Genomic DNA, 13,800 nt, shown 5'->3' with positions numbered 1-13,800 from the left:
GATGGCCTCTCAAGGAGATATTGTTCGCCTACGCCTGCCCCCGTCCTTCCTTGTGTCAGCAAAAAGAGAACAAGATCAATGAACACCGTGGGATCTGATGGCAACCTTGCACAAGGTTTCAAGCCACGTCATGTAACGATGTTGTCCATCGCGGGCATCATCGGTGCGGGACTTTTCGTAGGCTCCGGGCACGCGATCGCTGCGGCCGGGCCAGCCACCATAATTTCTTACTTCGTGGCCGGTACCTTGGTGGTACTGGTCATGCGCATGCTCGGCGAGATGGCCGTAGCGCACCCTGACACCGGATCGTTCTCCACCTACGCTGACCAGGCCATCGGCCGCTGGGCTGGCTACACCATCGGCTGGTTGTACTGGTGGTTCTGGGTGTTGGTGATCCCCATCGAGGCACTGGCGGCGGGGCATGTGCTGAACGCCTGGTTCCCGCAGGTGGACAGCTGGATCTTCGCCCTGGCCTCGGTGCTGCTGCTGGCGGGCACCAATTTGTTCAGCGTGGCCAAGTACGGTGAGTTCGAATTCTGGTTCGCCATTCTCAAGGTCACGGCGATCCTTGGCTTCATCGGCCTGGGCTTCGCGGCGCTGATGGGCTGGTTGCCAAACCGTGAAGTCAGCGGGTTGAGCGGGTTGATCGCCGAGCACGGTGGTTTCGCGCCCAACGGCTGGTCGGCGGTCATCGGCGCCTTCATTACCGTGATGTTCAGCTTCATTGGTACCGAGGCTGTGACCATCGCCGCCTCCGAGTCCAGCGACCCTTCACGCAACATCGCCAAGGCCACGCGTTCGGTGATCTGGCGGATCAGTACCTTCTACATCCTGTCGATCTTCGTGATCATCTCGGTGGTGCCGTGGAACGATCCACAGCTGGCGGTGGTGGGCTCCTACCAGCGTGCGCTGGAGATCATGAACATCCCCAACGCGGCCTTCATGGTCGACCTGGTGGTGCTGGTGGCGGTGACCAGCTGCATGAACTCGTCGATCTACATTGCTTCGCGGATGATGTATTCGCTGGCCAAGCGCGGTGATGCACCGGCCTTCCTGAACAAAACCTCGAAAGTCGGCGTGCCGCGCTCTGCGGTGTTCGGCAGTACCTTGATCGGCGCGGCCATTGCTGTGCTCAATTACTTCGCGCCCAAGGGCGTGTTCGAGTTCCTGCTGGCCAGCTCCGGCGCCATCGCCTTGCTGGTGTACCTGGTCATCGCCATCTCCCAGTTGCGCATGCGCCGCCGGCTGGAGCGCGAGAACACCGAGCTGAAGTTCCGCATGTGGCTGTTCCCGTGGTTGACCTGGGCCGTGATCATCTTCATCGCGGCGGCGCTGGCGGTGATGATGTACACGCCTGAGCACCGGGTGGAAGTGAGCTCGACACTGGGCCTGGCGATTGTGATTTCCTTCTTGGGGATCGTCACTTCGCGGGGGCATGCGCAGGTGGTGGCGGCGCGGTCGGTGGGGTGACGGGGACGAATGCCTGGCTGGGGTTTTGTAGTGGTGCATAGATCGAGCGCCGCCCGCGCGGCGCTTCGCGGGGCCAGCCCGCTCCCACATCTGTTTCGGGCCAGTCTCGCCTATTAGAGAGGCGCGCGACCCCTTGTTTGTACGACGCAATATCGAGGTGGGCACCAAGGGGCCGCGCGCTAATGCCTCAGGAATAACTGGCCCGAAACAGATGTGGGAGCGGGCTGGCCCCGCGAAGCGCCGCGCGGGCGGCGCTCGATCTCACAGGCGCTGAAAATGCCGAGGCAAACACTGACGCCCCACCACCCTTCAAACAGCCAATCAGCGGCGCACCCTTTCGATATACCTGACCACCGCCGGCGCCTTCTCGAAACGCCGATGAATCAGGCTCAGCCACGAACTGGCCTGGCAATCGGCAATGCGTCGGTAATTCACCTGCGCCAAGCTGATGCGCTGCACCACCGACTCCGGCACCACGGCAATGCCCTGGCCCAACGACACCAACGTGATCACCGCCACCAGGCTACCGGGTTGCGGGCCCAGTCGCGGGACAAACCCCCCTTGTGCCGCCACTTCCAGCGTGCCGGAAATCTGCTCGGGAAGAATGAAGGTTTCACCGGCCAGGCGTGCCGCCGGGATCTGTGGCAGCTCGTTGATCCGTGAGCTGGCGGGCAGGGCGAGGACAAAACCTTCCTGGTGCAGGCCGATGGCTTGCAGCGTGTCAGGCAGTTCCATGGGCGAGCGCACGTAGGCGAGGTCGAGCAGGCCGTCGCTGACCCTGTCGGGCAGCTCGGCCATGGGCAGTTCGCGGATGTTCAGGCGCACGCCGGGGTAGCTTTCGCTGAAGCCGATCACTTGCCGCTGCAGCATGCCCGAATAGGCAGCAGAGGCCACATAGCCCAATTCGATGCTGCCACTCTCGCCTCGGCCCGCACGCTGCGCACCCAGTTGCGCCGCGTCGAACTGGCGTACGGTCTGTTCGGCTTCGATCAGCAAGGCTTGGCCGGCGGCGGTGAGGTTGACCTCGCGCTGGCTGCGTTCGAACAGGCGTACTCCCAGCTCGCGTTCCATGTCCTGGATCTGCCGGCTGAGGGTGGGCGGAGCGATGCCCAGCTGTTCCGCAGCCCGGGTGAAATGGCCGTGTTGGGCGACGCAGAGGAAGTAGCGGAAATGGCGGATTTCCATGCGGTGTTACCTGCAAGCTAATGACGCGGGCCTTGGGGGCTAACAAGCCTCGGGGCTGACGGCGTTAAGGTGAAGACAACACTACAAGGCTGGTGGCGTGGCGGCAAAGGTATCGGCAGTTGCCGGTGACACAGCAAGGGGCCCCATGACAACCAGCCCGCTTCTGGAGCCTTGCCATGCCCATCACCGCTTCCCCGCGCTTCACCTTGCTCACCGCCTCGCTGGTCTGTGCGCTGATCATCCTCGACACCAACATCGTTGCCGTCAGCCTGCCCAGTATCGCCCGTGACTTGTCCGGCTCGTTTGCCGACATCGAATGGGTGGTCAGCGCGTATCTGCTGGCCTTCGCCGCGTGCCTGCTGCCAGCAGGCAGCCTGGCCGACCGCTTCGGTCGGCGGCGCATGCTGCTTATCGGCCTGGCCGTGTTTGGCGCCGCGTCGCTGGCCTGTGGCGCCGCCCCCACCCTGATGTTCCTTGACCTGGCCAGGGCCGCCAAGGGCATCGGCGCGGCCATGCTGCTGACAGCGGCCCTCGCGGCCATCGGCCATCGCTTCCATGAACCCCAGCAACGCCTGAGCGCCTGGGCCTTCTGGGGCGCCTGCATGGGCGCCACCATCACCTTCGCACCCCTGCTCGGCGGGGTGATTGCCAGCACCCTGGGCTGGCGCTGGATCTTCTACATCAACCTGCCGCTGGTGGTAGTGCTGGCAGTGATGGTGCTGCGCAGCGTCGAGCCCTCGCGCGACAGCGCCGCAGCGCGCCTCGACCCGTGGGGTAGCCTGACGTTCGCCGGCAGCCTGGGTTACCTGATCTGGGCAATGATCGACGCCAACCAGGTCGGCTGGGGCAGCGCTCAGACCCTGGGGCGGATGCTGATCAGCGCGTTCCTGTTCGGCCTGTTCATCATGGCCGAGCGCAGCCAGGCGCGGCCGATGATCGACTTGCGGCTGATGCGCAGCGGGCGCTTCGTCGGTGCCTTGCTGGGCATGTTCGCCTACGCCGCCTGCGCCCAGGTCATGATGACCCTGTTGCCGCTGTACCTGCAGAACGGCCTGCAACTGTCGGCCCTGGCTGCCGGTGCGGGCATGCTGCCATTTGCCGTGGCCATGTTGCTGACCCCGCGGCTGGGCATGCGCCTGGCTGCGCACTTGAGCCCGGCGCAGGTTTTTACCCTTGGCCTGGTGCTGGTGGGGGTGGGCAACCTGCTGTGTGCTTGGGCCGCAGGCTACGGCGGCTACACCGCCTTTGCCCTGGCCAGCCTGGTGCTGGGCGCGGGCGCAGGCCTGCTCAATGGCGATACGCAGAAGAACATCATGGCCTGCGTGCCGCGTGAGCGCACCGGCATGGCCTCGGGGTTGAGTACCACCACGCGGTTCGGCGCGATTGTGCTGGCCATCGGTGTGCTTGGGGGTGTACTGGCTACCCGTAGCGGGCAATTGCTCTACGACTCGATGGCCGCCGTGGCGCCCGCGCATCTGGGCCAGGTTGCCGCGATGGCCACGCGGGTTGCGGCGGGCGACCTGCAGGCGGCGTTGGCCGTGCTTGAGCCCGGCTTGCGGGAGGCAGTGGCCCCCTTGGCCCGCCAGGCGTTCATGGGTGGGTTCGAGGCAGTGTTGCAGGCCGCAGGTGTGGCGGCGCTGCTGTTCGCGGTATTGGTCGGCACGTTGCTTAGCCGGCCACTGCCCGCCCTGCAGGATGCGCTGGTGGCGGGGCAGGCTTAAGGCAGGGCGATTTTTGTTGCTGCCGCGCAACTATTTCAGTGCAACACTGTCATTCACTTCGCGCCGACCATGAAGGGGCGATGAGGCGCACTCACTCTGCCGAAGAAGGAGCTTCACGTGCACAATGACCAATACCCGGACGACGTTCCCACCCCACACATCGAACTGCCTCCCGGCGTGTTCCCTCCAATGCCCGGCTATACCATCGCAGACCTGCTGTTTGTGGCTAACCAGCCCGTCGAAGCGTTCCTTGAAGCGCACGCCATTGACCCCGGCCTGATTCGCGAAACCAGCACAGCCCTGGTCAGCCATGTGTATGCGGTTTTCGAAAGGGAAGATGTTCAGTACCAGATCGCAACGTGGTACCAGAAGCCTTATGACCACCCCTCCATGTGCACGCGCAGCATCGAGATCATCGCTGAACAGTTTGGGGTACTGGCGCTGGACGCCGCCGCCGATTCCTTGGAGGGTTCACCTTTGCTGCAATTGGGTGAAGACTTTTATCTGGAATTCATCAGGCTGGCGGGCGAGGCCATCAAGTACCACATTCTGAAGTTGAATGACCGAGAAAACCCGGCGCATTCCGCGGGGCACGAGGCAGCACAATGAGACTGGACGGCGGTTATAACGGTTCTGCTCAGCAGGCCGAGGCCAACCTTTACGTCGGCCGCGAGCAAGGGCGCCGCGAGGGCCGCAAAGCAGGCTTCGAAGAGGGCCGCTCGCAGGGTTATTCAGAAGGCTGGGATGCCGGCGCGGCCCGCGCCAACACAAAACTGGAGCCGCTGCGCGACCACGTTCGCCAGTACTTCACAGAAGCGGTACTCCTCAGGTCACAGGTGAAGCGCCAGCAAGCCGTGATCGACGTGATACACGAGCAGTTGTCCAAAATTGCACAGGCCCAGGCAGCCCAGCGCCCGGGAATGGCCGCGGCGGGGCGCGACACAGGTCTGGCCGAGACCATCACCACCCTGCAGAATTCCAACGCTTGGCTGCGCGCCAAGGTTGAGGCGATGGATGCCCAAATTCAGGCTTCACACGCACAGGCCAAGCTGCAGACTCAGCAGTACAACCAGAGCCTTGTGTTCGTACATGCCGCGCAAGAAGTACTGGAAGAGTTTCTGGACGATGATTCGCCGGAAGCCGAGTTCATACGCGAGCAGTTTGCGGCGCGGTATCAGCAGCAGGTGGCGCTGAGTGTGCGTGACGGGGATTTAGAAATGGCCCCGCATCAAGACGAGACTTTCCACAAGTCATTACCCGGCACCCGGCAGTTCATCGTCGACATGCTGCAGGCCGTTGCGTCCCGGTAAACGCTGAAGAACCTGGCCCAGCGCTGTGGGCATTGAGCATCGGGGGATCGATAGACAGTGCGCGAATGACGTGGGTGCGCAGCTAGCCTGAAAATAAATGAGGTGTTTTCTCATTCTCGTTCGGCTTGTAGGGAAGGCCGGAATACAGGCCAGTCCGCCAGCACTCCACGGAGCGAGAAAATGAGTTCGACCCCGGTTCCCCAGCGCCACCCCTTGAATCGAGCCTTGCACGGCGCCTTCCTGGGGTTGGTTGTCAGCAGCTATGCATTGCCGTCGCTTGCGCAACCGTCGCCCGCTGATCACAACAGCCAGCTGCAGCAGTGGAGCATCCCTGCCGGCCCGCTGGCGCCGGCGCTTGACCGCTTTGCGCGGCAGGCAGGTGTCAGCCTTTCCTACGATGCGCAGAGCATCGCCGACCGCACGTCCCAAGGCGTACAAGGCCCGCTTGAAACACCGGCAGCCCTGTCGTCGTTGTTGCAGGGCACCGAGCTACAGGCGCAGCAGCAAGGCCCGAACGCCTACCTGGTGATCCCGCAAGTAAAGCCTGCCGGCCCGCTCGAACTGGGTGCGACCGAGGACTATCGCCTTGCGCCGGTCATCATCAATGCCAAGGTCAAGGCCAGTGCTGACGACGACACCGACTCGGTGGTTGCCAAGGAGCTTTGGGTGGGAGGCAAGGTCGCCACCAGCATCCTCAACACACCTGCGTCCGTGTCTGTGGTTACCCGCAAGGAAATGGAGCAGCGCAGTGTCAGCACCACGGAAGAGGCGCTGCTCTACACCCCCGGCGTCATCAGCGACTTTTATGGCTCGGACGACCGCAACGACTACTTCCAGATCCGCGGCTTCCAGGCCACGACCTACCGCGATGGCCTGACCTTGAGCTCGATGCGCGGCGTGCGTGAAGACCCGTTCGCCTACGAGCGCATCGAGATTCTGCGCGGCGCCAACTCCACCCTGTTTGGCCCGGCAGACCCAGGCGGCTCGGTAAACTTCGTGACCAAACAGCCGCGCTTCGAGCAGTTTGGCCAAGGCTATGTGACCTACGGCTCCTATGACCATGCCGAAACAGGCATCGACGTAGGCGATGCCCTGAACGACGAAAAAACCCTGGCCGGCCGCTTCACCGCCAAGATGCAGAACAGCGACCGCGAGTACGACCATTCCCAGGACGACAACCGCTTCGTGATGGGTGGCCTGACCTGGGCGCCCACCGACTACACCTCGGCCACCGTGATTCTGGACTACCTGAAGACCGACAGTTCGCCGAACAGCGGTGGTTACCCGCTGGACAAGGAATACGACCGCAGCGATTTTTACGGTGAGCCCAGCTACAACTTCCACAACGTCGAGCGCACCAGCCTCAGCGGCAACATCACCCACGACTTCGACAACGGCTTCGTGCTGCGCAGCAACCTGCGTTACAGCGAGTTGAGCGATGACTTTGGCTACGCCTACCTCAGCGATAGCCCGACGCGCGTTGGCACCACCATTCCACGCTACGTGTTTGGTACCGACAGCGACGCCGACCAGCTCAACGGCAACCTGATGCTGCAGTACGATGCCCAGTTCGAGCACGTCGACAGCAGCACCCTGGTGGGTGTGGAATATCTGGACTCGACCACCAAGCAAAGCTCCGTCTATGGCCTGGCACCTTCGATCGACATCGCCAACCCGGTATTCACCGGTGTGCCAGGCGGCATCACGCCCTATACCCGCAAAAAGAATGACGCCACGACCAAGGCGGTGTTCCTGCAGCAGAACCTGTCGTTCTACGACCGCGTCATCGCCACTGCGGGCGTGCGTAATGACTCCATGGAGCTGTCCAGCAAGGAGTACATCGGCGCGGTGGGGAGTGAAAGCGACAACTTCTCCGAAACCTCTTACCGCGGTGCGCTGACCTACATCGTCAACGATGAGGTTTCGACCTATGTGAGCATGGTCGAATCGGTCTCGCCGCCCCAGGTCGGCGTCACCCCGCAGACCGGCCGGCAGTACGAAGTGGGTATCAAGTATTCGCCCATGGGCATGGACGCGTTGTTCTCAGCTGCCATTTATGACCTGACCCAGGAAAACGTCACCATCGCCGTGGTGCTACCGAGCGGCATCATCGAGCAGCAGACGGTGGGTGAGTCCCGCGTGCGCGGCCTTGATCTGGAAGCCAAGGCGCAAGTGACGCAGAACATCAGCGTGATCGGGGCTTATTCGTATATGGAGTCCGAAGTGCTGCGCGGGGCGTTGTATGACGGCTCGTCGCTCAAGGGTAAGGAATTTACCACCGCGCCGAAGCATTCGGCGTCGTTGTGGAGCTACTACAGCATTCCTGACACGGACGTGAGCGTCGGCCTGGGCGCGCGGTATGTTGGCGCGTATTACATGGATGCTGCCAATACCAAGAAGAGCGATGGGACCACGTTGTTTGATGCGGCTTTGAACTACCGGATTGCCAAGGGCACCGACCTTGCCCTGAATGTCAGCAACCTGTTTGATGAGCAGCATGTGGTGGGTTCCGGCACGGCGAACTACTACAACCCAGGGCGCGAATTCACGGCCAAGTTGAGTTACAACTGGTAACGCAGGCTTTTGCGGTGCCCGCCGTATGGCGGGCATGCACGGCGGCTTCGACGACAACCTTGTGTGGGCGGTTTTTCAAATGAGAGACTAAGTAGTCGATCTAATGAATAGCGTTGCAGGTCGGCTTCTGCATCCCTGGAGAAAGCATGAGAAAAGTCGACCCTGAGAAACACCAGGCCAAGCTGCAGCACATCCTCGAAGCCGCTGTGGCGTGCTTTGCCGAAAAAGGCTTCCGCGGCACTTCGACCAACGAGATCTGTGCCGCAGCGGGCATGAGCCCAGGCAACCTGTTTCACTACTTCCCCAACAAACAGGCAGTGATTGAAGCCATTGTGGAGGAAGACCGACGTGAAATGAGCGAACGCTTCGCCCAACTTGCCGAGGAGCCCGATGCCATTGTGGCTATCGAACAATTGGCAAAAGGCTTGCTCAAGCAGTGCGCCGACCCGGTCTACGCCAAGATCGGGGTCGAGGTCGTTGCCGAGAGCATGCGCAACCCTGAGATGGCCACCTTGTTCGCGGCCAGCGAGGCTTCGATCAAGGGCGATCTGGTTGCCCTTCTGCGCCGGGGGATCGCCCAAGGCCAGATTGATACCGCTCTGGACCCGAAAATCGCTGCTACCTGGCTGCTCGCGCTCATTGACGGAGCCGTCTCGCGCTCTGTGCTGGACCGCGATTTCAAGCTCAAAGCCTATACGCCAACGTTGATGCGCATGATCCGGCGGTTTCTCGAATAATGCGCTTGGGCTAACGGGTGCAGGCTTGTTGTGCCCGGGGCCCTGATTCGCCGTGAAGCCGGATCACGCGCTGGGCAGCAAACAAGGCGAACAGGGGCGCGAAGGCGAATACGCCGAACAGCCAGGTTGCAGCGTTCGCCGTGCCCAGGCTACCGCCTGGGTCTGTCAGCCCGGCAAGGTTTGCCACCATGCCGGCCAGCGCCGCGCCGAGTGCTGTGGCGAACAGCTGCACGGTGGTGATGGACGCCGCGGCCAAGTCCTGCTCGCCTGCCGACGCGACCTGAAACACGCGGGTCAGCAGGTGCGGCCAGGCCAGGCCCACCCCCAACCCGATTGCAACCAGTGCCAGGCAGATCGGCGTGATCGTCAGCCAGCCGCCTGCACTTTCGCTTCGAATCAGAATGGCAAGCGCCACCATGCCGGCCAACCCAAGGATCGGACCGGCGAGGATGGCGCGCCTGATGCCTTTATCACTCGCCCCGGCACTGGCGAGGGACCCGAGCGTCCACCCGGCAGCCATGAGCGCAGCGAGATAGCCGGCGGCGAGGGGGGATTGATGGTGGAGCACCTGGAGGAACAGCGGCACGAAAATCTCGCCACTGGTAACAGCGACGGCCAGCAGCGACATGGTCGCATACAGGGCGCACAACGCAGAGGTGAGGCTGAATGCACCTGCCGGCAGCAGCCTATGCCGTGAGCGGCTTTCGGTGCCTATCAGCAAGGCTGTGAGAATAACCGCGGCGCCAAGGCCGGCGATGTTCCAGGGCAAGCTTGGCGAGACGCTGCCGGCCGAAACGGCCAGCACCGCCGAGGTCAGAAACACCAATTGGGCAAGTGGCAGCGGCGCGCGCGCTGACCGTTCAGCACGGCGTTTGGGCAGCACGACGCCAGCCAGCAGTGCGAACAACACGGCGACCGGGATCAGTGACCAGAACGCGGCGCGCCACGCGCCGAGTTCAGCGAAGATACCGCCGACCGCAGGGCCGACCAACGTCGCCACTCCCCACATGCCCGAGACCAGCGCCATTGCACGTGGCCATAAGGCCTCGTCGAAAACCAGCCGGATCATGGCGTAGGAGAGGGCGAACAGAAAACCCCCGCCGAGCCCCTGAACAAGCCGCCCCGCCAACATGATCGGCATCGAGGGGGCAAACGCACACAGCAGCGCGCCGCAGGCAAACACCAGTGTGGCGACGATGTAGGCGCCACGTGGCCCAGCGGCGCCAAGCAACCTGGCCGAGAGCGCTGAACCGAGGATCGAGGCCGCGACGAACAGCGTGGTATTCCACGCGTAATAGTCGATACCGCCGATGTCCTTGACCACTGAAGGCAAAATAGTGGTCGCAATGTAGACGTTGACCGCATGCAGCACCACGCCCCCGGCCAACGCGAGCGAGCGCACGCCATTCGCGCCCGACAGCAGGGCAGCCCAGCCAGCATTGGCCGGGCGGTTATCCACAGGTGTGCCTGCTTCTGACACGGATTGCGCGCTTTGGGCAGGTGAGGCGTGATGCTTGTTCATGTCGGCTCCACTTCGATCGTTCACCCGCCGCGGCGAGCAGGGTTTGCGAAGGCAAACCGACACCCCTTATAAAACCTCAGGTTAAGGTGAGGTCAAGCGGCATTTGAATTCATGTTAGCGATGAGCCCAGCATAAACACCGTTGAGCTGCTCCAGCTCGGTGTGCGTTCCGCATTCAACAACGCGGCCATGCTGCAGAACGACGATCTGATCAGCATGCCGAATGGTGGAGAGGCGGTGGGCAATGGTGATTGTGGTGCGGCCCTTTGCCAGGGCCGCCAGGGCAACTTCCATGGCGCGTTCGGTTTTTGTGTCCAACGCACTGGTCGCTTCATCGAGCAGCAGGATCGGAGGGTTGCGCAGGATCGTGCGGGCGAGCGCAAGGCGCTGCTTTTCACCGCCCGAGAACCGGTAACCGCGGTCGCCAACCAGCGTGTCATACCCGTCGGGCAAGGCCGACAGGCTGTCGTGAATTTGCGCGATCTTGGCCGCCGCGATCAGCTCTTCAGCGGTGGCGTCGGGTTTTGCGAAGCGAAGGTCGCAGAGCACACCAGGATCAGGCAGACGACCCGTGCTATTTGCAGTTTATAGGGGATGAACAACGCGATGATCCGGTTTGCCGACACATGCTTGGCTGCAAGGTCATGGTAGGTATCAGCTTTTGCGATGCCATGTTCGGTCATTTTTATTCCGGCCCTGTAGGCACTGAATGGTTGCCCACCCTCGGTGAGCGTTCCTTGTAGCGATATCCCTGAGCAGGGGGCCGCTTCGGCACCCTGGACGCTTCCGTCGGCGCGAGTGTATTCTAGACTAAGTGCTTAGTCTATTAATTGCGAAGGGATGAACCGGGCTGCTGTTCCCGGTGCCAAGGGAGGTTAGGGTGACAAAGAAATCCAGGATTCTGGCGTGGGTAGGTGGCCTTGCGGTTCTGCTAGGGCTGGCGGTCTTTGTGGTGCGGAACGTAGCCGACTTTGAGCTCGACGATGCGCGAGTTTCAACGTTGAAGTTTCGCTCGGGTGCGGCGGATTTGTTCGGAACGCTGATGCTGCCAGCGCATGTGCAATCTGCCCCTGTGGTGTTGATCATTCATGGTGACGGCCCTATGGACCGCTTCGCATCCCGTGGGTATTTGCCGCTTATCAATAGCCTGCTCGATGCGGGGATCGGCGTGTTTACCTGGGACAAACAGGGCATAGGGGAGAGCAGCGGAAATTGGCTTGACCAGTCGATGTCCGATCGCGCTGCAGAAGCCCTGGCCGCACTGGCTTGCGTGCGCATGGCCCCCGGCGTTGCTGGGCAAAAGGTCGGTTTTCTGGGGTTCTCGCAAGGTGGCTGGGTGATCCCGCGAGCCGCCAGTGAAGGCGACCCAGACTTCTCGGTGATTATCGGCGGGGCGGTAAACTGGCGACGCCAGGGCATGTACTACACCCGGTTGCGATTGGCCGACGAGGGGCTTGCTCGAGCTGAAATTGACGTGAGGGTGCGGGAGCAATACCAGAAGAACGACAAGGTGTTTGGCCCTTTGAAAGACCAGGACGCGGCCCATGCTTTTCCTGATATGGACCGTGCCCATTTCAACTTCGTCTTGAAAAATTACAACGAAGACGTGACGCCAGCATTGAAAACCATGAAAGGGCCGGTGCTGGCGGTTTGGGGCGCGCAGGATGTGAATGTCGATGCGGCCGAAGACTCGAACGTCTACAGGGCGCAGTTTGCGGGTGCCAGTGGACGGCAAGTTGTCGTGGTCCCCAACGCCACTCATGGCTTGTTAAGAGCGGGATTATTCAATTATCAGTTGCTCTCGCAATGGCCGCGATGGAAGACGTATTTGTTCGTGGCGCTTGGTCGTCACGCCTATGCGCCCAGCACCTTGGCCTTCATCAGTGGCTGGATCACGTCTTCGTCATCGACCGAACGGCCAACCGCCGGTGGGCAGTCCACAAATGTAGGAGCGAGCTTAGCTCGCGATGCGCCGCGCGGGCGGCGCTCGATCTGATAGGCGCCGAAAATGCCAAGCCAGGCACCTGGTGGCCCCAAATACAAGCTCCAGGCATTCACAACCCCCCTGAAAAAGCCGAGGACACCCTGGCCCCCATCGCCCGTGCGGCACGGGCCTTGGGCACGTAATTTTCATTGGTACTTCTGAAACGCCACACTAAGGCACGATCTTCCACCGCTCAGGCGCCAACCAGGGTTTTGAACAGTGGCTCCTGCGACAGCCGAGCACGAGTGTCTTCAAGCGTTAAACGCACGGCCGCATCACCGAACACCAAGCCCTGAAGGTAGGTGAAGTGTGGATTGAACAGGCCGAGCGTACTCAATAGCTGGCGCAGGTAAGGCGTCAGAAAGTCCGGTTGCCGCGCGGATTCACCTTGGTGAAAGCCACCAGAGCCCACCAACACGAACACCGGGCGGTTTTTCAGGAGCCCGGTCTTGCCCTCGGGGCCTGGTCACCCCACACCTGCCACCCGTTCCCACCCCCGCGCGCCACCACCCAGAGCAGGTGTTCGTGTGTGCAGGTTATCGTGCCTGCCTGGACCTGATCAGCCACACATTGATGCGCCCGGGCGACACCTGCTGGCTGGAAGAGCCCGGCCACTTCATGGCCAGGAACGCCCTGCTGGAAGCCGGCGCGCAATTGGTGCCGATCCCCGTGGATGAGGACGGCCTCGACGTCGCGCAAGGCATTGCCCGCGCCCCGGATGCACGCTTTGCCGTGGTTACGCCGACCCACCAGAGCCCACTGGGCATGTCGCTGTCATTGCCGCGCCGGTTGGCCCTGCTGGACTGGGCCAACCGGCGCGGTAGCTGGGTTATCGAGGATGACTACGACAGTGAGTACCGCTATCAGGGCAAGCCCTTGCCCGCACTCAAGAGCCTCGATCAGCAAGGCCGCGTGCTGTACACCGGCACCTTCAGCAAGGTGCTGTTTGCAGGCCTGCGCCTGGCTTACCTGATGGTGCCGGCGGAGCAGAGCGCCGCGTTCGCCCGCCAGGCGGACCGGCTGCATAACCACTGCCCGTATGTGCTTCAGGCGATGGTCTGCGCGTTTCTGCAGGAGGGGCACTTTGCCCGGCATTTGAAGAAAATGCGCAGCCTTTATGCGCTGCGTCGACGGTGGTTGGTTGAGGCGCTGGGGCAGCAGTTTGGGGGAAGGGTAGAGATCAACCCGCAGGCGGGGGGGATGCACCTGGTTGTGGAGATTCGGGAAGGGGATGATATCGAGATTGCTCGGCGTGCTCGGGCGGTTGGAGTGGCGGTGGAGCCGCTCTCGGAGTGGTA

Annotated in this window: 11 protein-coding genes and 2 pseudogenes; 8 read left to right on the top strand and 5 right to left on the bottom strand. The window is 62.2% G+C overall.

What is annotated here, in order from left to right:
- Positions 1 to 78 precede the first annotated feature (78 nt).
- On the top strand, positions 79 to 1,470 hold the full coding sequence (gene gabP / locus PC358_RS18205; RefSeq protein WP_033701666.1) for a GABA permease: 1,392 nt from the start codon (positions 79 to 81) through the stop codon (positions 1,468 to 1,470).
- A 321-nt stretch (positions 1,471 to 1,791) separates the two neighbouring features.
- On the opposite strand, the gene PC358_RS18200 is transcribed toward gabP, so the two are convergent.
- Complete coding sequence (locus tag PC358_RS18200; RefSeq protein WP_033701665.1) at positions 1,792 to 2,655, bottom strand: LysR family transcriptional regulator; 864 nt, start codon at positions 2,653 to 2,655, stop codon at positions 1,792 to 1,794.
- A 176-nt stretch (positions 2,656 to 2,831) separates the two neighbouring features.
- Between PC358_RS18200 and PC358_RS18195 the strand changes: the two genes are divergently transcribed.
- From PC358_RS18195 to PC358_RS18175, 5 genes are all read left to right on the top strand, one after another.
- Positions 2,832 to 4,376 carry an MFS transporter gene (locus PC358_RS18195; RefSeq protein WP_033701663.1) on the top strand — a complete coding sequence of 515 codons (1,545 nt, stop codon included), beginning with the start codon at positions 2,832 to 2,834 and terminating at the stop codon, positions 4,374 to 4,376.
- 117 nt (positions 4,377 to 4,493) lie between these two features.
- Positions 4,494 to 4,985 carry a hypothetical protein gene (locus tag PC358_RS18190; protein WP_033701662.1) on the top strand — a complete coding sequence of 164 codons (492 nt, stop codon included), beginning with the start codon at positions 4,494 to 4,496 and terminating at the stop codon, positions 4,983 to 4,985.
- Positions 4,982 to 5,686 carry a FliH/SctL family protein gene (locus PC358_RS18185; RefSeq protein WP_033701661.1) on the top strand — a complete coding sequence of 235 codons (705 nt, stop codon included), beginning with the start codon at positions 4,982 to 4,984 and terminating at the stop codon, positions 5,684 to 5,686. The genes PC358_RS18190 and PC358_RS18185 overlap by 4 nt, the downstream gene beginning before the upstream one ends.
- A 180-nt stretch (positions 5,687 to 5,866) precedes the next feature.
- A complete protein-coding gene (locus PC358_RS18180) occupies positions 5,867 to 8,260 on the top strand; it encodes a TonB-dependent siderophore receptor (protein WP_033701660.1) in 2,394 nt (797 codons plus the stop codon).
- A gap of 146 nt (positions 8,261 to 8,406) precedes the next feature.
- Complete coding sequence (locus PC358_RS18175) at positions 8,407 to 8,997, top strand: TetR/AcrR family transcriptional regulator (RefSeq protein WP_033701658.1); 591 nt, start codon at positions 8,407 to 8,409, stop codon at positions 8,995 to 8,997.
- A gap of 10 nt (positions 8,998 to 9,007) precedes the next feature.
- Here the strand turns inward: PC358_RS18175 and PC358_RS18170 are convergent, their stop codons facing one another.
- The 3 genes from PC358_RS18170 to PC358_RS27800 all read right to left on the bottom strand — a co-directional run bounded on the left by PC358_RS18170 (position 9,008) and on the right by PC358_RS27800 (position 11,201).
- Positions 9,008 to 10,519, bottom strand: coding sequence for an MFS transporter (locus tag PC358_RS18170; protein WP_033701657.1), 1,512 nt, complete (start codon positions 10,517 to 10,519; stop codon positions 9,008 to 9,010).
- 92 nt (positions 10,520 to 10,611) lie between these two features.
- Positions 10,612 to 11,067: an ATP-binding cassette domain-containing protein gene (locus tag PC358_RS18165; protein WP_033701655.1), complete on the bottom strand. Its 456-nt coding sequence runs from the start codon at positions 11,065 to 11,067 to the stop codon at positions 10,612 to 10,614.
- Positions 11,016 to 11,201, bottom strand: coding sequence for a hypothetical protein (locus PC358_RS27800; protein WP_156056800.1), 186 nt, complete (start codon positions 11,199 to 11,201; stop codon positions 11,016 to 11,018). Before PC358_RS27800 ends, PC358_RS18165 begins: the two co-directional genes overlap by 52 nt.
- Positions 11,202 to 11,398: 197 nt before the next feature.
- Between PC358_RS27800 and PC358_RS18160 the strand changes: the two genes are divergently transcribed.
- On the top strand, positions 11,399 to 12,514 hold the full coding sequence (locus PC358_RS18160; RefSeq protein ID WP_077068666.1) for an alpha/beta hydrolase family protein: 1,116 nt from the start codon (positions 11,399 to 11,401) through the stop codon (positions 12,512 to 12,514).
- Between the two features lie 181 nt (positions 12,515 to 12,695).
- Here PC358_RS18160 and PC358_RS18155 read toward each other — a convergent pair.
- Positions 12,696 to 12,944, bottom strand: a pseudogene (locus PC358_RS18155) (FMN-dependent NADH-azoreductase); the annotation flags it as partial.
- Positions 12,945 to 13,009: 65 nt separating this feature from the next.
- On the opposite strand from PC358_RS18155, the pseudogene PC358_RS18150 reads away from it, so the two are divergent.
- Positions 13,010 to 13,800 (top strand): annotated as a pseudogene (locus PC358_RS18150) (aminotransferase-like domain-containing protein); the annotation flags it as partial.

The organism is Pseudomonas capeferrum, from assembly GCF_000731675.1.
GTDB lineage: Bacteria > Pseudomonadota > Gammaproteobacteria > Pseudomonadales > Pseudomonadaceae > Aquipseudomonas > Aquipseudomonas capeferrum.
The sequence above is the reverse complement of the archived record's forward strand: the minus strand, read 5'-3'. Positions and strand labels throughout refer to the sequence as shown.